The sequence below is a fragment of the Clostridioides sp. ZZV14-6154 genome, from assembly GCF_020657785.1.
Classification (GTDB): domain Bacteria; phylum Bacillota; class Clostridia; order Peptostreptococcales; family Peptostreptococcaceae; genus Clostridioides.
The window spans coordinates 123,626-143,492 of sequence record NZ_JAGWCY010000005.1 but is presented as its reverse complement, the minus strand read 5'-3'; the positions used below and the strand labels follow the sequence as shown (position 1 = coordinate 143,492).

At 29.0% G+C, this 19,867-nt stretch carries 17 protein-coding genes, 1 pseudogene and 1 riboswitch; of the genes and pseudogenes, 17 read left to right on the top strand and 1 reads right to left on the bottom strand.

Translation table 11 applies throughout. The features are described 5' to 3' along the window. The first annotated feature begins 72 nt into the window (after positions 1-72). The 9 genes from pyrE (at position 73) to KGF45_RS12470 (ending at position 8,612) form a co-directional block, all read left to right on the top strand. Complete coding sequence (gene pyrE, locus KGF45_RS12510; protein ID WP_227827827.1) at positions 73-657, top strand: orotate phosphoribosyltransferase; 585 nt, start codon at positions 73-75, stop codon at positions 655-657. A 220-nt stretch (positions 658-877) separates the two neighbouring features. Continuing rightward, positions 878-1,804 (top strand): ketopantoate reductase family protein, encoded by a 927-nt coding sequence (locus tag KGF45_RS12505; protein ID WP_227827826.1) that lies wholly within the window; start codon positions 878-880, stop codon positions 1,802-1,804. Between the two features lie 106 nt (positions 1,805-1,910). Further along, on the top strand, positions 1,911-3,290 hold the full coding sequence (locus tag KGF45_RS12500; RefSeq protein WP_227842662.1) for a hypothetical protein: 1,380 nt from the start codon (positions 1,911-1,913) through the stop codon (positions 3,288-3,290). Positions 3,291-3,322: 32 nt separating this feature from the next. Beyond that, positions 3,323-4,006, top strand: a complete 684-nt coding sequence (locus KGF45_RS12495) for a prolyl oligopeptidase family serine peptidase (protein ID WP_227842661.1) — start codon at positions 3,323-3,325, stop codon at positions 4,004-4,006. Positions 4,007-4,024: 18 nt separating this feature from the next. Next, positions 4,025-4,951 carry a hypothetical protein gene (locus tag KGF45_RS12490; protein WP_227842660.1) on the top strand — a complete coding sequence of 309 codons (927 nt, stop codon included), beginning with the start codon at positions 4,025-4,027 and terminating at the stop codon, positions 4,949-4,951. Between the two features lie 35 nt (positions 4,952-4,986). Next, positions 4,987-5,982 carry an alpha/beta hydrolase family protein gene (locus tag KGF45_RS12485; protein ID WP_227842659.1) on the top strand — a complete coding sequence of 332 codons (996 nt, stop codon included), beginning with the start codon at positions 4,987-4,989 and terminating at the stop codon, positions 5,980-5,982. A 15-nt stretch (positions 5,983-5,997) separates the two neighbouring features. Further along, complete coding sequence (locus KGF45_RS12480; RefSeq protein ID WP_227827823.1) at positions 5,998-6,189, top strand: hypothetical protein; 192 nt, start codon at positions 5,998-6,000, stop codon at positions 6,187-6,189. 15 nt (positions 6,190-6,204) lie between these two features. Then, a complete protein-coding gene (locus tag KGF45_RS12475; protein WP_227842658.1) occupies positions 6,205-7,188 on the top strand; it encodes a permease in 984 nt (327 codons plus the stop codon). A gap of 590 nt (positions 7,189-7,778) precedes the next feature. Further along, entirely contained in the window at positions 7,779-8,612 is an 834-nt protein-coding gene (locus KGF45_RS12470) for an MBL fold metallo-hydrolase (protein WP_227842657.1), read from the top strand. 71 nt (positions 8,613-8,683) lie between these two features. Here the strand turns inward: KGF45_RS12470 and KGF45_RS12465 are convergent, their stop codons facing one another. Then, complete coding sequence (locus tag KGF45_RS12465) at positions 8,684-9,580, bottom strand: LysR family transcriptional regulator (RefSeq protein WP_227827820.1); 897 nt, start codon at positions 9,578-9,580, stop codon at positions 8,684-8,686. A 190-nt stretch (positions 9,581-9,770) separates the two neighbouring features. Here KGF45_RS12465 and KGF45_RS12460 point away from each other — a divergent pair, with 190 nt between their 5' ends. The 8 genes and pseudogenes from KGF45_RS12460 to guaA all read left to right on the top strand — a co-directional run bounded on the left by KGF45_RS12460 (position 9,771) and on the right by guaA (position 19,822). Further along, a complete protein-coding gene (locus tag KGF45_RS12460; RefSeq protein WP_227842656.1) occupies positions 9,771-10,802 on the top strand; it encodes a putative sulfate exporter family transporter in 1,032 nt (343 codons plus the stop codon). A gap of 293 nt (positions 10,803-11,095) precedes the next feature. Beyond that, a complete protein-coding gene (locus KGF45_RS12455; RefSeq protein ID WP_227827818.1) occupies positions 11,096-11,971 on the top strand; it encodes a DNA-3-methyladenine glycosylase family protein in 876 nt (291 codons plus the stop codon). A gap of 19 nt (positions 11,972-11,990) precedes the next feature. Beyond that, positions 11,991-13,481, top strand: coding sequence for a cardiolipin synthase (cls, locus tag KGF45_RS12450; protein ID WP_227827817.1), 1,491 nt, complete (start codon positions 11,991-11,993; stop codon positions 13,479-13,481). Between the two features lie 192 nt (positions 13,482-13,673). Continuing rightward, a complete protein-coding gene (gene groES / locus KGF45_RS12445; RefSeq protein ID WP_003420907.1) occupies positions 13,674-13,958 on the top strand; it encodes a co-chaperone GroES in 285 nt (94 codons plus the stop codon). Positions 13,959-13,990: 32 nt separating this feature from the next. Continuing rightward, the gene (gene groL, locus KGF45_RS12440; protein ID WP_227827816.1) at positions 13,991-15,619 is read left to right on the top strand and encodes a chaperonin GroEL; all 1,629 of its coding nucleotides are present in this window, start codon (positions 13,991-13,993) and stop codon (positions 15,617-15,619) included. Positions 15,620-15,885: 266 nt separating this feature from the next. After that, positions 15,886-16,626 (top strand): nickel pincer cofactor biosynthesis protein LarB, encoded by a 741-nt coding sequence (gene larB / locus KGF45_RS12435; RefSeq protein ID WP_227827815.1) that lies wholly within the window; start codon positions 15,886-15,888, stop codon positions 16,624-16,626. A gap of 47 nt (positions 16,627-16,673) precedes the next feature. Then, positions 16,674-17,899 (top strand): annotated as a pseudogene (larC, locus tag KGF45_RS12430) (nickel pincer cofactor biosynthesis protein LarC). A 59-nt stretch (positions 17,900-17,958) separates the two neighbouring features. After that, positions 17,959-18,060: riboswitch (purine riboswitch) on the top strand. 223 nt (positions 18,061-18,283) lie between these two features. Beyond that, positions 18,284-19,822, top strand: a complete 1,539-nt coding sequence (guaA, locus tag KGF45_RS12425) for a glutamine-hydrolyzing GMP synthase (protein WP_227434621.1) — start codon at positions 18,284-18,286, stop codon at positions 19,820-19,822. Positions 19,823-19,867: the final 45 nt, after the last annotated feature.

Sequence of the window (19,867 nt, the reverse complement as noted above, 5' to 3'; positions counted from 1 at the left end):
ATAAATAAGTATAACTAAATCAAATAATATAAATTAAAATAAATATAATATTAACATGGAGGAAAAAATAATATGAGTAAAGTAGATGTAGTAGATATATTAAAGAAAAGTGATGCATTATTAGAGGGACATTTTTTATTATCTTCAGGAAAACACAGTAACAGATATGTGCAATGTGCAAAGTTATTAAGATTCCCAGAGTATGCAGCTGAGGTATTAAATACAGTTGTTGAACAAATTAAAGATTTAGGTATAGACTTAGTAGTTGGGCCAGCTATGGGTGGAGTAGTAGTTTCTTATGAGTTAGGAAGACAGTTAGGAAAAGAAGCTATATTTACTGAGAGAAAAGATAATACAATGGAGTTAAGAAGAGGATTTGAAGTTAAAAAAGGTGCAAAAATAATAATTGCTGAAGATGTTGTTACTACTGGTAAGTCAACTATGGAAACAAAAAGAGTATTAGAAGCATTAGGTGGAGAAGTTATAGGTGTTGCCTGTATAGCTGATAGAACTAATCATGATATAGGTATGCCTATATATAGTGCAGTAAAACTTGATATTCAAGTTTATGAAGCTGGTGAATGTCCTTTATGTAAAGAGGGAAAATTACCAGTTGTTAAACCTGGAAGTAGAGAGTTTAAAGAATTAGGAATGTAATAACTAATTAATTAAATTTAACATTATTTGAGGAAATACAAATTTTTTTGACTAAAAAAATATCAATTTAAATATATAAATAAGAGATAATAAACAGCTAGCTTTCATTTAAAAGGCTAGCTGTTTTTTGTTGAAAATATATTTACAAAACAGTAGCTAGTAGCAGTACAATATAATTATAAAATAAAAAATTATTATATATATTGGGGAGGGTTTCGGTATGAGTAATCAATTAAAGAAAAATCAAAAAAAGGTTGTATTTTTTGGTGTTGGTGCTGTTGGAGCTACCTTTGCAGAACAATTTTTAAATTCTAAATATGATTTTAAAATTCTTTGTGACCAAAAAAGAAAAAAAAGATATTTAGAAGATGGTTTTATAATAAATGGAAAAAGATATGACTTCGATTATATAACTAAAGATGAATATAAACAAGAAGCTGATTTTATAATTATAGGTTTAAAATACAATAACCTAAAAGAAAATATAGAAGAGTTAGATGGATTGGTTGGAAAAGATACAGTAATAATGTCTTTATTAAATGGAGTTAATAGTGAAGAGATAATAGGAGAAAGATTTGGAATTGAAAAAATGGTATATTCATATGTAACAAATATAGATGCAAAAAAAATAGAAAATAATATTATACATACTACAGATGGAATAATTGTATTTGGAAATAAAGATAATAGTGAAGATAGAAAAACAGATATAATAACTGAAGTTTTTGATAGTGTAAATATAGAATATGTATTATCAAAAAATATTCAACGAGATATGTGGTGGAAATACATGGTTAATATTGGGGTAAATCAAACTTCAGCTATACTTGGAGCTTCTTATGGAGTGTTTCAAGACTCTGAATATCTAAGAGAGTTAGCAAAATCTGCAATGAGAGAAGTTGTTGATATAGCTCAAGTAAAAGGTATATGTCTTACAGAAGATGATGTAGAAAATTCATTACATAGAATACTAGAACATTCAAGAGAAGGTAGAACATCAATGCTTCAGGATGTAGAGGCTCATAGACTTACAGAAGTAGATATGTTTTCTAAGAATATTTGTGAACTTGGAAGAAAGTATAACATACCAACTCCTATAAATCAGACTCTTTTTTATATGATAAAAGTAATTGAAAGTAGATTTTAGAAAATTTTCAGAAAAAAATTGAGGCTGTGAGTAAATCTGTGTAAAACAAATTTATCTACAGCTTTTTTAGTAGACACAATTGGTAAAAATGGTTATACGTCAAATTATGAATACTAAAAAAATAAAAAATTTTAAATTTAAAATAAAAAATTTGAAAGGAATTTTGAATAAAATTATTACAGAAAGGATAGAAAATACTATGAAAAAGCTATTTACAAGTGAAACATTTTTGGAATTTCAGTTTATCAGTGACTGCCAACTGTCTCCAGATGGAAGATATACAGCCTTTGTTGTAAAGAAAGCTGATATCAAAGAGAATGGTTACACAAGCCAACTTTATGTATTAGACAATAAAAGTGGAGAATTGAAACAAATAACTTCTATAGATTCTGTAGGAGCATATGCTTGGGAAAATGAAAATACGATTTTGTTCCCTACTTTGAGAAATGAAAAAGTAAAAGAAGATATTAAAAATGGCAAGCAATGTATGAGTTACTATGCTTTATCTTTACATGGTGGAGAAGCAGAAGAACTTTTTAGATTACCCATCAAAGGTGGTAAATTGAATCCTATAGGAAAAGGTTTGTATGCAGTAATTGATTCTTATGATAATGACCAACCTGCTATGGAAGGATTGTCAGAAGAAGAACAGCAGAAAAAAATAAATGCTTATAATAAAAGACAATATGAACACTTTAAGGAAATTCCTTATGCTGTCAATGGTGAAGGATATATTAGTAGGAAAAGAAAGCGCCTGTACTTATATAACAATAATACAAAGGAATTAAAGCCAATTACAGTCCCAATGTTTAATGTGGTAGGTATGAAAATAAATGATGGCAAAATATTATATGTAGGACAGGAATTTGAAAATGTAAAAGGTTTAAAAATTGGAGTTTATGTGTTTGATACTAAGAATAATACAAATGTTTGTATATTAGAAAAAGATAATTATATTATAAAAGGTTTTGAATTATATAAAAATAAAGCAGTGTTAAATTTAACAGATGCTTTGTCTTATGGTAATGGCGAAAATGGAGATTTTTATACCATTGATATTGATACAAAAGAAATGAAACTTCTTTCAGAACATCAACATCATTGTATAGGAAATACAATAACATCTGATATTAAAATAGGTACAGGGCAGACAATAAAAGTAGATGGTGAATATATTTATTATACTTCTACAGTAAATATGGACTGCATTATTGAGAGAATACATATTCCAACAGGAAAACAGGAAAAAGTTACAAAAACAGGCTCTGTTGATTTTATCGATGTGAAAGATGGCAATATTGTATGTGTAGCTTGTACAGGAAATCAATTACCTGAAGTTTATACAGTAGAAAATGAAACTTTATGCAAGAAAACATATTTGAATGAACATATTCTACAGGAATATAAAATTTCTGAACCAGAATATATGGAATCAAAAGGAAGTTCTAATTGGGAAATACAAGGATATGTATTTAAACCAGAGTAGATTATGAAGTAGGAAAAAAATATCCAGCTATATTGGCAATTCATGGTGGGCCAAGATTGACATATGGACCATATTTTATGAATGAAATACAGGTATTTGCAAGTTCAGGATATTTTGTATTCTTCTGTAATCCAAGAGGTTCCGAAGGTCGAGGAAATGATTTTGCTGATATTAGAAAACAATTTGGAGATATTGATTACATAGATTTTATGGAGTTTACAGATGCTGTACTTGAAAAATATCCTGATATTGATGAAACGAAGTTAGCTGTAGAAGGTGGAAGCTATGGCGGATTTATGACAAACTGGATAATTGGTCATACAAATCGTTTTGCTGCTGCTTGTGCTCAACGTTCTATTGCAAACTGGAGTGGTATGGAGGGTACAACAGACATTGGTTATTATTTCTGCAAAGGGCAAACAGGAGCTTCTCACATGGAAAATCATGAGCTTCAATGGAAACAATCTCCTCTTGCTTACGCTGATAAATGTGTTACTCCAACTTTATTCTTACATGGGGAAAAAGATTATCGTTGCTATATGCAAGAAGCATTCCAGATGTTTTCTGCATTGAAAATTCATGAATGCCCTACAAAACTTTGTCTTTTTGCAGGAGAAAATCATGAGTTATCACGTTCTGGCGGACCAAAACAAAAACTGCAAAGATTCGTAGAAATGTTAAATTGGTTTTCAATATATGTTAAAAAAGAGCAGTAAAGAGAGTAGAATATAAAAATGGAAAAACTAAAAATTGAAAGTTCAGATATTTATGAATATTTATTTCCTCATGATATTTCTTGTTCCCCTGATGGAAAGTATATTGCTTATATTATATCAAATATCAATGAGGAAAAAGATTGTTATGAACATGACTTATATGTTATGGAAATAAAAACAAAGAAACAAATACATTTAACTCAAACAAGAGATGTAACAGCATTTAGCTGGATTTCTAATACAGAATTATTTTTTACTTCAAAAAGAGATAAACCAAAAGCAGGTACAACAGATTTTTACACTATTTCTATACAAGGAGGAGAAGCAAAAAGAGCATTTTCTATTCCAAAAGCCTGTGGTCTACCTGTATCATTGGGAAATAAATTGTGGTTATTGATGACAAAAAATCCAACAGATGCTAAAAAATCAGAACCAGATAGAGCGGTAGAAGGTGTGGACTATTGGACATTTACAGATAAACCTTTTATAAGAGATGGAGAAAATTTTTCTCAAAGAAGACGTGTTACTTTAGAGTTGTATCAAGAAGGAAAAAATGAAACAAAAGCTATTACACCAAAATATTGTGATGTAGCAAGTTTAGATGTTTCTTCTGACAAAAAAAGAATTTTATATATTGGTCAGATTTATGAAGATTGTGCGACACCTTTTTCTGGTCTTTGGGAGTATCATTTAGAAACTGGAGAAACAAAAGAACTTGTTCCACAGGGAAAGTATCAAATTAGCTTGGCTAAATATGTTGGTGAAAATAAAGTAATGTTGCAGGCTTCTACATTAGACCGTTCTATTACACAGAACCATGATATTTTTATGCTTAACTTGGAGAATGGTGAAATTAATATGATTGCAAGCACAGATGGTATGTATGCTACATTATTGGATGTAGATGCTGTATATGGTGGTGGGCGTAGAGTAATAAAGTTATAGGAGATAAGTTTATTGGTGCAAGAATTTGCAGAACTATGACAGAGTTTAATGAATTTGACACAAAAACAGGTAATATACGCATTATTACAAAAGTAGATGCTTTTACCTCTTTTGATGTTTATGACAACACAATGTATGTAGTTATGTTGAAAGACTATGAATTAGCAGAAATATACAGCATTGATATGACAACAGGAGAAATGATAAAAATGACTACTTTTTCTAAATCATACTTAGATAGTCATAAAGTATCTTTACCTGAAAAATTAACATTTGTGGCAAAAAATGGAGAGGAAGTAGATGGTTTTGTAATACCACCTGTAGATGTTAAAAAAGGTGAAAAATATCCAGCTGTATTATTTATCCATGGTGGACCTAAATGGGCATATGGTTATATGTTTATACATTTGAAACAGTGTGTAGCGTCAAAAGGAATGTATGTTATTTACTGTAATCCTCATGGAGGCGATGGATATGGTGAAAAATTCTTGGAGATGGTAGAAAGATGGGGTTATGTTGATTATGAACATCTCATGGAATTTGTAGATACCTGTATTGAAAAATATCCTGGTATTGATGCAGACCGCCTAGGTGTGACAGGAGGAAGTTATGGTGGTTATATGGCAAACTGGATAATTGGCCATACAGACCGTTTCAAAGCAGTTGCTTCTCAAAGAGGTATTAGTAACTTAGTTACAGCGTCTTTGATTATTGACTTTGGTGATAGAATTATGAAGCAAACTTGTGGTGATAAGACACCTTGGAATCATGAGGAAGTTCTTTGGAATCATTCGCCTATTAAATATGTAAAAAATGTTAAAACACCAACTTTGTTCTTACATAGCGATAGAGATTATAGATGTTTTATGGGAGATACTTTCCAAATGTTCACAGCATTAAAACAGCTTGGTGTAGATACAGAAATGTATTTATTCCATAGAGATACACATGGATTGTCTAGAAATGGCAGACCATCTAATAGAATTGTACGTGCTGATGCCATTGTAGATTGGTTTGAAAGATATTTATAATAAGGGGGTTATTTTATGAGTGAAATGTTATTATGGTTTAGTGTTGTATTAGTTTTGTTTGCTATTGGAGATTTAATTGCAAGTAAAACAAAAGCAAAAGTTTCTGCTGTATTTGTCACATTACTTTTATTTTTGATTCTCTTTGTCACAAAAGTGATACCAGCAGATATTATTGAAAAAGCAGGTATGACTGCAGTGGCAAGTTAGAGTGTTCCAATGATTATGTTCAGTATGGGAACAATGTTGAATGTCAAACAGTTCATAGACGAATGGAGAACTGTGTTGACAGCATGGCTTGGAATTTTGGCAGTTATCATTTGTGTTTCATTGTGTATTCCTCTGTTTGGAAAAGCAACAGTATTGACAAGTATACCAGTTATAAATGGGGCTTTACCTGCTACCATTATTATGACGCAGGAAGCGTTAGAAAAAGGATTGACACTTGCAGCAGCTACAGCAACAGTTGTATTTGCAATTCAGAAATTTGTTGGTACACCAATTGCCTCTAGAGCTGCACTACAGGAAGCCAACCGTCTTTTAATAGAATATCATGAAGCAAAAGGAAAAGGAATTGATTTAGCAAATGTGAGTGGTGAAAATAAAGAAACAGAAGGTACAGCAAAAAAAGCAAAACAAGTTTTCTGTGAAAAATATGATAAATATTATTCTACAAATGTTTGTATATTTTTTATAGCTATATTCTCTTATTTAGGATATGAGTTTTCAGAGATTATTCATATGAATTATTCGATTGTATGTCTTGTTGTTGGTGTTCTTGTAACGCGTATTGGTATTGTACCAAAAGACATTTTAGAAAAAGGAAAAATAAAGGGGTTTATCAACATGGTTGTGTTTGTGGCTGTTATTCTTTCTTTAGCGAAGGTTTCTTTGACAGATTTAGTTAGTCTTTTTGTACCAATTGTAGGTATGTTTGCAGTTTCTATTATTGGTATATTTATTACAATGAAGGTATTACCTGGATGGAAAATTATTGGTTCTAAACCTCTTGCCTTTGGTGTAGGATTTTGCCAGATGCTGGGATTCCCAACAACATATTTGATTTCAAATGAAGTATGTAATGCCACTGGAGAAACAGAAGAAGAAAGAGCATATTTGATGTCTAAAATAATGCCTAAGCTAGTAGTTGGTGGTATGGCTTGTATGATTTCTATAGTGGTAGCTGGTATTATTGTACCAATGCTATAAATAAATTTTGTAATTAAATAGTAAATAGGAAAAGGGATAATTATTTATTGGGATAGGTTATAATATAAAAAGGATTCTAAAAGTCATAAAAAGCTTGTAGAATCTTTTTTTATGTTAACTTAAATAATGAACGCATAAGTTTAAGGGAAATACTCATAGCTATAACATGAGAATGATAAATAAAATTAAAAATTCTAATACATATGCAGTATTTAAAATTTCTTCTGTTATGTCATGTTTGATTTTTAATAACTCTTTCACGTTTTATCTAAAATAAAAACCACTCAAATATGACTAAGAGCGGTTTGAAATTCAATGTTAATTTAATTTTAGAATTATCCATCTTATAATATATAAAATATGAATTAAAAAATATTTTTAATAGCTATAACTATTGATATTACTTATTTTTATATTAATTACTATATCATAAAATAACAAAAAAATCAAGTCGAGTAATCTCTCTGTTTCAGTGATATACTAGGTTTTAATAGTTTTTAATAAACATAATGTAACTAGAGGATAATCTATGTTTTTTAATTTTTTTGATTAAAGTTACCTCTAGCTCAATAATTATAAGGAGAAATATTATGAATTTGAAAAAAGGATTAGATATTTTAGAAATTCCATCAAGTATATTAGGTAAGGGTAAAGTTATATATATTCCAGTAATCTATACAGAAGATGAGGCAACCATTGTTGATACTGGACTTCCAGGTCAAGGAGAGTTAATAATTGATGCTCTTAATAAGAGTAATACAAGTTTTAATAAATTAAAAAATATCATAATAACTCACCATGATATAGACCATATAGGAAATATAAAATATTTAAGAGAAAAATCTAAAAATGATATAAAGGTATATGCATACAAAAGTGAAGTTAACTATATAACAGGTGAGGAAACGCCATTTAAACTTTGCATATTAGAGCAAGAGATAGATAATCTTAATGACAAAATGCTTGATATGTTAAATGCTATAAAACTTGGATTTAAGTCATCATATACTACAGTAGATGTATCTTTAAATAACCATGAGGTTTTACATTTAAGTGAAGAAGTAGAGGTTATACACACAGGTGGTCATACTAGGGGTCATATATGTCTTTATTTAAAGAAATCTAAAGTACTTATTGCTGGAGATTTATTAGAGATAAAAGATGGTAAACTTAGACCAGTTGATGTAATGCATAGTGACAAGCAAGAATTGATAAAAGCTATTAAGAAATTAAGTAACTATGATATAGAGGAAATAGTTTTTAGTCATGGTGGATTATATAAAAAAAATATAATTGAAACATTAAAAAATATAGTTATTGAATATGAGAAGGAAAGAAACAAAAAATGTATAAATAATTATTTACTTGATATTTTGAGAATAAAAATATTACTGGAATCAGAAATTTCCAGTAATATTGAGTAGGAAAAAATATATTTACACAAATCTATAAACATTCTCAAAAAACTTATAATTATTGTTAGTTTTAAATTATATTAATCTTCAATGCTATTTAAATTACTAAATATTTTTAACTCTTCAATGAAAATACTTGCTGCTTTTGATAAAGTTATATCTTTTGGAAAGATATATGAAAAATGTCTGTTATAGTTGCTTCCAAGTTCTATAACAGATAGTTCGTTATTTAAAACAGGTAAGCTTGTTACTAGATTAGATACTATTGTAATCCCTAAATTATTTCTAACTGATTCTTTGACAGCATAGTTACTTCCAAAGACCATCATACTTTTTGGAATAATTTCCTTAACACTTAAAAACATATCCAAATAATCTCTAGTACCAGAACCATCTTCTCTGACTATCCATTTCTGATTTTGAAGCTTATCAAAACTAAAATCTTTTAATAAAGGACTATTATATGGAAGTGCTAAAACCATCTTATCTTCAAAAAAATATTCTTGCATAAATGTGGGTGAAGAACAAGTCCCTTCGATAAGTCCAATATCTAAAATATAATCCTTAACATGAGAAGATACAATAGATGTATTTTCTATGAAAATTTCTATATCTATGTCAGGATACTTTTGAGAAAATAGTGCAAGAAAATTAGGAAGAATATATTCTCCAATAGTTAAACTTGCGCCAATCTTTAAACGTCCAGTTATAGCATCTGAAACCTGATTTACATCATGATATGTAACACTTAAAAGATTTAGTATTTCCTTGGCTCTTTTATATAATATTTGTCCACTTTCTGTGATAAAAATAGTTTTCTGTTTAATAGACCTATTTATAAGCACAACTTTAAAGTAATTTTCTAAGTTTTTAATATGTTTACTTACACTTGGTTGTGATAAATTTAGATATTCACCAGCCTTGGTGAAATTTTTATATTCAACAACAGCCACAAACGTTTTTAATTCTTCAAACAATTTTTTATATCTCCTTTGCATAACAAAAATTTTGTATTTTTTATAAGTTACTTACAGATAATTGTAATATATACATTAATCATTAAAAATATTAATCATTACGATATTATATATTTATTTTACTTATGGTTATTACAATTATATACTATTATTGTAAAGAAAACTATATTAATTGGAAGGTAGGTATATTATGTTAAAAAATAAAAGTAGTTTTACATTAAAGAATATAAAAGAAATATTACCTGGATTGTTTGTATCAGTATTAGTAGGTTATATTAGTATATTTATTTCGACATTAATACCTAAGGTAGGAGCAGCATCAATCTCTATATTTTTGGGTATGTTTGTAGGAAATTTATTTTTAAACCAGAAAGTATTTCAAAAGGGTTATAAATTTTCAGAAACAGATTTGCTATCATATTCAATAGTATTATTAGGAGCAACACTTAGTATATCTACTCTAATAGATTTAAAGATTTCAGGTATATTGTTTATAATATTACAAATGACAATAACAATAGTATCAGCACTTTATATAGGTAAAAAGCTAGGTTTTGGTGAAAACTTTAGATTTCTTATGGCAAGTGGAAATGCAGTATGTGGTTCTTCTGCTATAGCAGCAACAGTTCCAGTAGTTAATGCTACAGACAAAGAAAAAGGAATAGCAATAACTATTGTAAATGTTACTGGTATATTTCTTATGTTTTTACTTCCAATAATATCTCAATTCTTATATAGTCATGAACTTGTAAAAACATCAGCAATGATAGGTGGTACATTACAATCAATTGGTCAAGTTGTGGCAAGTGGAGCTATAGTTGGGGAAAATGTAAAGGATTTAGCAACTATTTTCAAAATAATGAGAGTAATATTCTTAGTTGTAGTTGTTTTAGTATTTGGTCATTTGAAAAATAAGTCTAACAGTGAAATTATTGAAGAAGAAAAAGATGAAATAAAAAAGAAAAAAATAAATATACCATGGTATGTAATTGGTTTTTTCATAACTTGTGCACTTTTTTCAATTAATATCATACCAAAAGAAGTATCTGTATTGTGCAAAGAAATAAGTAATAAATTTGAAATAATAGCACTAGCAGCAATTGGATTAAAAGTTAATGTAAAAGACTTAGTAAGACAAGGTAAAGCAGTTTCTTTATATGGTTTATTTGTAGGAACAGTACAAGTTGTATCAGCGATAGTTTTGATAAAGATATTTATATAGAATAAAAGTATTGATTATAATATCAATCTACTTAATCAAAATAATATGTTATTAATAATCGATAATATAAATAAAAAATGAATTCTAATAAGCGTAGATGGGTATAAGCTTATTGGAGTTCATTTTTTATTTATAGTGAAAATTTAAAGTAAAATATTATTTTACATAATAATAACATTATAAATTTTGAAATTAGTTATCTTTGTGTTAAAATAAGAAAAATGCACATATCACAGTTAAGTATTTAAGCAGATAAATAAAATAAAAATATAAATATTAAGGAGATTTTTTATATGAATGTTTATGAAAAGAATAATGTAGTTATACTAGAAGGAGTAACAGATTTTGATCCAAAACATATATTTGAGTGTGGTCAATGTTTTAGATGGCAAAAGCAAGAAGATGGCTCATACACAGGAGTTGCGAAAGGTAGAATATTAAATGTAAAAAAAGAAGATGATAAAGTATATTTAAATAATACAAATTTAGAGGAGTTTAATAGCATTTGGTATAATTACTTTGATTTAGGGACTGATTATACAGAAATAAAAAACAATCTAAAAAGTATGGATGAATATTTAAATAAAGCTACTGAATTTGGATGGGGAATAAGAATATTGAGACAAGATGGATGGGAAATGCTTATATCATTCATAATTTCTTCTAATAATAGAATTCCTATGATACAAAGAGCTATAGAAAACTTATCAAAAAGTTTTGGTAAATACATAGGTGAGTATGAAGGTAAAGAATACTATGCATTTCCAACACCAGAAGAGTTAAATAAAGCCTCACAAGAGCAAATAAGAGCATGTCAAACAGGTTTTAGAGACAAGTACATAAAGAGTACTACACAAGCTGTTATAGAAAATAATGATAAGGTATCTGAATATGTAAATCTAAGTACAGATGATTGTAGAAAAGAGCTTTTAAAATTTAATGGAGTAGGTCCAAAGGTATGTGATTGTATTGCGTTATTTGGCATGCAAAAATATGATTCTTTTCCAGTTGATGTATGGGTTAAGAGAGTTATGCAAGAGTTCTACATAAATGAAGATATGAGTTTACCTAAAATGAGAACTTATGGGATTGATAAATTTGGAGAAATGTCTGGATTTGCACAACAATATCTATTTTACTATGCAAGAGAGCTTGGTATAGGAAAATAGACTTAAGGGGGAAGGAATTATGGGAGTGATAGGCACAATATTTCTGTTCTATTTAATTATATCATATCTAGCTGGAGCCATAATTTCTGTAATTATATTACTTGAAAATAGAGATCCTGCAAAAACCATGTCTTGGTTATTGATGTTTATCATATTTCCTGGGATAGGGTTAATTATATATGCTATTTCGGGTAGAAATATTAGAAAACGAAAATTATTTAAAACTCAAAAACTAGCTAATAATATAAAAGAAAAGAAACTTTTTGATACATTAGAAAAGATAACAGAAATTGTTGAACTAGAAAAAGAATCTATAAGGCAAAATAAGCTTTTAAGAGATGAAGAAGATGGTAGCTATAGAAAAAGAGTCATAAGCATGCTACTAAAGACTGGGATGTTTCCATTTACTAAAAACAATAAAGTAGATGTTTTTGTAGATGGAAATGAAAAATTTAAGAGACTTATAGAAGATATAAGAGAAGCTAAAGACCATATTCATTTAGAGTACTTTATAATCAAAGACAGTGAAATAGGTAGGGTGTTAAAAGAAGAACTTATAAAAAAAGCTAAGGAAGGTATTAAAATAAGAATTTTATATGATGATGTAGGGTGTTGGAGATTTTGGTTTAATAGAAAATTTTTCCGAGAAATGAGAGAAGTAGGTATAGAAATAGCAGCTTTTTTACCTACAAAATTCCCTATAATAGGAGGAAAGTTAAACTATAGGAATCATAGAAAAATTGTTGTTATTGATGGAATAATTGGATATACAGGTGGAATAAATATAGGAGATGAATATTTAGGAAAAAATGAGAAGTTTGGGTATTGGAGAGATACTCATATTAGAATTAAAGGAATTTCTGTATATATGCTTCAAATGACATTTTTGATTGATTGGTATTATACAACAAAAGAGGTTTTAGTCACTAAAAATTACTTTCCAAGTGTCGGAAATGTAGGTGAAAGTATGATACAAGTGGTAGCTAGCGGACCAGATAGTGATTGGGAAGACATTCATTATGCTTATTTTTCTGCTATATGTCAAGCTAAACAAAATGTTTATATAGAAACTCCATACTTTATTCCGGATGAGAGTCTGCTGAAAGCTATAAAAAGTGCTGCACTTAGTGGTGTAGATGTAAGAATAATATTTCCTAAAATTGCAGACCACAAAATAGTTAATATAGCATCTTATTCATATTTTGAAGAAATATTAAGAGCAGGTGGTAAAGTCTATTTGTATAAAAAAGGATTTATACATTCCAAAGTAGTAATAATAGATGATAAAATTGCTTCTGCGGGTACAGCAAACATGGACTTAAGAAGTTTTATGCTCAACTTTGAAGTGAATGCTTTTATTTATGATGAAGATGTTATCAAGGTAATGACAGATGATTTCTTTGAAGATTTAAGTCATTGTGAAGAGCTTAATTTAGAGGTATTCATGAACAGAAATATTGTACAAAAAATTAAAGAATCTGTAGCCAGATTATTTTCACCAATATTATAAAAAATTATTAAAAAAGGTATTGAAAATTATGTGTGATTGGTATATTATAATAATTGTTAGCACTCTAGTAGATAGAGTGATAATAAATAAAAAGTATATATATAAATCTACATACAAAAGTAGTATTAATTTAAAAATAACTAAAAACATAGGCAAACTAGTCTATACTTAATATTTTAGGAGGCGTGAATAATGAAAATAAGACCATTAGCTGACAGAGTAGTAATTAAAAAAGTAGAAGCAGAAGAAAAGACTGCAAGTGGAATAGTTTTACCAGGAGCAGCTAAAGAGCAACCTCAAATAGCTGAAGTTGTAGAAGTTGGACCAGGTGGAATAGTTGAAGGAAAAGAAATAAAGATGGAATTGACAGTTGGAGACAAAGTTATATTCCAAAAATATTCTGGAACAGAAGTTAAAATAGAAGGGCAAGAATATACAATACTAAGACAAAGTGATGTATTAGCTGTTATTGAATAAATATAGAATAAATTTATTAGGAGGGGTTTAAAATGGCTAAAGAAATTAAATTTTCAGAGGAAGCAAGAAGAGCTTTAGAAGCTGGTGTAAATAAATTAGCAGATACAGTAAAAGTAACATTAGGACCTAAAGGAAGAAATGTTATATTAGATAAAAAATTTGGTTCTCCACTTATAACTAATGATGGTGTAACTATAGCAAAAGAAATAGAATTAGAAGATAGATTTGAAAATATGGGAGCTCAGTTAGTTAAAGAAGTAGCAACTAAAACTAACGACGTAGCTGGAGATGGTACTACAACTGCTACAGTTTTAGCACAAGCTATAATCAGAGAAGGTTTAAAAAATGTAACAGCAGGTGCTAACCCAATACTTTTAAGAAAAGGAATACAAAAAGCAGTAACAGTAGCAGTAGAAGAATTAAAAAATCAATCAAGAATAGTAGAAACACAAGAAGCTATATCTCAAGTTGCTTCTATATCTGCTGGTGATGAAGAAGTTGGAAAATTAATAGCAGAAGCTATGGAAATAGTAGGTAAAGATGGAGTTATAACTGTTGAAGAATCTCAAACTATGAATACTGAATTAGATGCTGTTGAAGGTATGCAATTTGACAGAGGATTCGTTTCTGCATATATGGTTACAGATGTAGACAAGATGGAAGCGGTTTTAAACGACCCATATATATTAATTACTGATAAAAAAATATCTAACATACAAGAACTATTACCAATTCTTGAACAAATAGTTCAACAAGGTAAAAAGCTACTAATAATCGCTGAAGATGTAGAAGGTGAAGCATTATCTACATTAGTTGTTAATAAATTAAGAGGAACATTTGATGTAGTAGCAGTTAAAGCTCCAGGATTTGGAGATAGAAGAAAAGAAATGCTTCAAGATATAGCTATACTTACAGGTGGTCAAGTAATATCAGAAGAATTAGGATATGATTTAAAAGAAGCTGATTTATCTATGTTAGGTAGAGCTTCATCTGTTAAAGTAACTAAAGAAAATACTACAATAGTAGATGGTTCTGGAGATAAAAAAGCTATAGAAGATAGAGTAAATCAAATCAAACATCAAGTAGAGCAAACTACTTCAGATTTTGATAGAGAAAAATTAATGGAAAGATTAGCTAAGCTTGCTGGTGGGGTAGCTGTTGTAAAAGTTGGAGCTGCTACAGAGGTTGAGTTAAAAGAACGAAAATTAAGAATAGAAGATGCTCTTAATGCAACTAGAGCTGCTGTAGAAGAAGGAATAGTAGCTGGTGGAGGAACTGCTTTTGTTAGTGTTATACCAGCAATAGGAACACTAGTTGATAGTTTAACTGGAGAAGTTAAACTAGGAGCTCAAATAGTTAAAAAAGCATTAGAAGAACCATTAAGACAAATAGCTATAAATGCTGGTCTTGAAGGTGCTGTAATTGTACAAAATGTTGTTAATGCTGAAGCAGAAACTGGATTTGATGCTTTAAATGAAACATATGTAAATATGATAGAAGCTGGTATAGTTGACCCAACTAAAGTTAGTAGAAGTGCTTTACAAAATGCTGCATCAATAGCAAGTACTTTCTTAACTACTGAAGCTGCTGTTGCTGACCTTCCTGAAAAAGAAGATGTAGGAATGCCAGGAATGGGTGGCGGTATGCCAGGAATGATGTAATCTTAAAATATTTAAAAATATAAATTTTAAGATAGAGAACTATTTTGACTTAGATTTTAATATCTAAGTTGAAATAGTTCTTTTGTATATATCTAATTTTTTATGTATTTACAACTTTAATATATATATTTGGATAATTAGTATCTAGACTATAATAATATCTTTGAAGTGGTATTGTTATTTTTTAGGTTATGATGTTAGATATATATTAATTAAGGTATAATTGTTGGTAGAGAATAAATCAAAGTTTAAAAGGATGCGATAATATGGATTTAAGAAAATTGCTTGAACAGGTTAAAAATGAAAACATTGATATAGATGTTGCATTAGAACAATTAAAAGATTTACCCTATGAAGACCTTGGATATGCAAATATAGACCATCATAGAGAATTAAGAAATGGATATCCAGAAGTAATTTATTGTGAAGGTAAAAGTGATGAACATATTTTAGGGATTATTGATAAAATGAATCAAAAAGGTTCTAATATATTGGGGACAAGATGTAGAAAAGAAACATTTTTAAAAGTTAAAGAAATTTATAGTCATGCTGAATATGAGGAATTATCTAAAATTCTTAAAATTCAAAATCATGTTATAGAGAATGTTGGAAAAGGCAAAATTGTAATTGCAACAGGAGGAACTTCTGATATACCAGTAGCAGATGAAGCATATTATACAGCTAAATTTTTAGGTAATGATGTTGATAGAATATATGATGTTGGAGTGGCTGGTATACATAGACTTTTAAATAAGAGACATAAAATAGATAGTGCCAGGGTAGTAGTAGCTGTTGCAGGAATGGAAGGTGCACTTGCAAGTGTAATTGGAGGTCTAGTTGATGTTCCAGTAATAGCTGTCCCAACATCTGTCGGATATGGAGCCAATTTTGGAGGATTAGCAGCATTATTGGCTATGTTAAATAGTTGTGCGTCTGGAATATCTGTTGTAAATATTGATAATGGTTTTGGAGCAGGATATTTGGCAGCTATGATAAACAAATTATAATAAATATATTGATATAAATTAGACATAAATTATACGATATTAATCTAATGTTTATTAGATTTTTCATTATTAAAACTGAGGAGAAATATATGAGTGAAAAAATACTTTATTTTGATATAGTAAGTGGTATATCAGGGGATATGACCCTTGCAAGCTTATTAAATTTAGGTGTACCTAAGGAAATTTTTTTGGAGGAAATTCATAAACTAGAAATGAGCGATGAATTTAATATAAATATAAGCTCAAAAAATGAAAGTGGAATATCAGGTACAACAGTAAAAGTAATTACGAAAGAAACACATATTCACAGGAATTTAGTGGATATATTTGAAATTATAGATGAAAGTGATTTAAATGAAAATGTAAAATCTAATGCTAAAAAAATATTTATGGTAATTGGAGAAGCAGAAGCAAAGGTTCATGGAACTACGATAGATAAGATACACTTCCATGAGGTAGGGGCTATAGATTCAATTGTAGATATCGTAGGAGCATCTATATTAGTTGATTTACTTTGTATAGATAAGATTTATTCTAGTACAGTGTCTGTTGGTTCAGGATTTGTAAAATGTGACCATGGAGTCATGCCTGTACCTGCACCTGCAACTATGGAAATATTAAGAGGTGTACCAATTAAATTAAATAATGTAAGAGGAGAATGTACAACTCCAACAGGAGCTGCAATAATAAAAGTTCTGTGTGATGAGTTTATAGAGGATTTTGAGTTTTCTCCAATACAAATTGGATATGGAATAGGTCATAAGAAATTTGAAGTACCTAATATGCTAAGAACAGTATTAGGCGAAAAAAAAAAGAAGAATTAATTTATGAAATTAGTGCAAATATCGATGATATGTCTTCGGAAGTATATTCTTATTTGTATGAAAAAATATTAGACGAGAAAGCGTTAGATATTTATACAGAAAGCATTTATATGAAAAAGAATAGACCTGCAACGAAAATATCGATTTTATGTAATAAAGTAGATTTAGAAAAATTTATTGAAATATTGCTTTTAGAAACTAGCACTTTTGGAGTACGATATAATGCGTACAACAGAGAAATTTTAGATAGAAAGTTTGTAAAATTAGATACAGAATATGGATTAGTTACAATAAAACTAGGGTATTACAAAGATAAATTAGTTAAAGCTACTCCAGAATATAATGAATGTAAAACTATAGCAAAAAATGAAGATATTCCTATAAAAAAAGTGTTTGCTGATATAAATTTTAGAATAAAAGAAGAATTTAGTGAAAACTTATTGACATAAGTAATAAATTTTGATAAATTAATACTCAGCCTTAATAAATAAAAGTAAACAGAAAAAAATATATAAAATATAAACTCACTCGTATATGCTCAGAGATATGGTCTGAGAGTCTCTACCAAGATACCGTAAATATCTTGACTATGAGTGAAATTATTATACCAAAAGACCTAGTTAAGTAAATGTGTAGGCTGAGTTATACTCCCTATGTGTTGGCTATAAGATAAGGGTCATTTTGGAAGCCTGTATAGTAATTTCACTTTTGTTAGAAATTATGGAAGTTACTATACAGGTTTTTTGTGTAAAAAGATTTAATATAATTTAGACTGTATTGTGTTAAAATAAATATATATAAAAACTATATTATACAAGGAGAGATGTAAATTTATGAAACATGAATTAGTACTTGTAATAGATTTTGGAGGTCAATATAATCAGTTAATAGCTAGAAGAGTTAGAGAAAACAATGTATATTGTGAAATACTTCCATGTACTGCAAGCATAGAAAGAATAAAAGCAAAAAATCCTAAAGGGATAATATTTACAGGTGGGCCAAATAGTGCATACTTAGAGGATTCTCCAACAATATCAAAAGAAATATTTGAACTAGGAGTACCAATACTTGGTATATGTTATGGAGTTCAAATAATGTCTCATGTATTAGGTGGAGTTGTAAGAAAAGGCAACAAACAAGAAAAAGAATATGGAAAAACATCTATAACTTATGGAAAATCATCATTATTTGAAGGGATTACTACAAATAGTGTTTGGATGAGTCATACTGATTTAATAGAAAAGGCTCCAGAAGGATTTACTATAGTTGCAAACACTAAAGATTGTCCAGTAGCTGCTATGGAAAATGTAGAACAAAAACTATATGGAGTTCAATTCCATCCAGAAGTAGAACATTGTTTAGAAGGGGATAAGATACTTAAAAATTTCTTATACAATGTATGTGAAGTAAAAGGTGACTGGACTACAGATTCATTTATAGAAGATAAAATAAAAGAATTAAAAGAAAAAATAGGCGACAAAAAAGCTTTATGTGCTTTAAGTGGAGGCGTTGACTCTTCTGTTGCCGCAGTTCTTATTCATAGAGCAATTGGGGATAACTTGACTTGTATATTTGTTGACCATGGTTTGCTTAGAAAAAATGAAGGAGACGATGTAGAAAGAATATTCAGAGAGAAATTCGATATAAATTTAATAAGAGTTAATGCAGAAGATAGATTCTTATCTAAATTAAAAGGAATTTCTGAGCCAGAAGCTAAGAGAAAGATAATTGGTGAAGAATTTATAAGAGTATTTGAAGAAGAATCAAATAAATTAGGAAAAATGGATTTCTTAGTTCAAGGAACAATTTATCCAGATGTTATAGAAAGTGGACATGGAAATGGTGCTGCTACTATAAAATCTCACCATAATGTTGGTGGAATTCCTGAAGATGTAGATTTCCAAGAAATAGTTGAGCCATTAAGAGAACTATTTAAGGATGAAGTTAGAAAAATAGGATTAGAGCTTGGTATAGAAGAAGGATTAATATTTAGACATCCTTTCCCAGGGCCAGGTCTTGGAATAAGAGTTATAGGTGATGTAACTAAAGAAAAATGTGATATATTAAGAGAAGCAGATGCTGTTTATATGGACGAGCTTAGAAAAGCTGGTTTATATAGAGAAATATGGCAAGCTTTTGCAACATTACCAGATGTTAAGACTGTTGGAGTTATGGGAGATGAAAGAACATATGCTTATTTAGTTGGTTTAAGAGCAGTTACTTCTTCTGATGGAATGACTTCTGACTGGTATAAGATGCCTTATGATGTTTTAGAGAAAATTTCTAATAGAATAATCAATGAAGTTGATGGAGTAAATAGAGTAGTTTATGATATAACTTCTAAACCACCTGGAACAATAGAGTGGGAATAGTTAATAGTAAGCTAGAAGGCCTTTAAATAGGGCATTTCTAGCTCT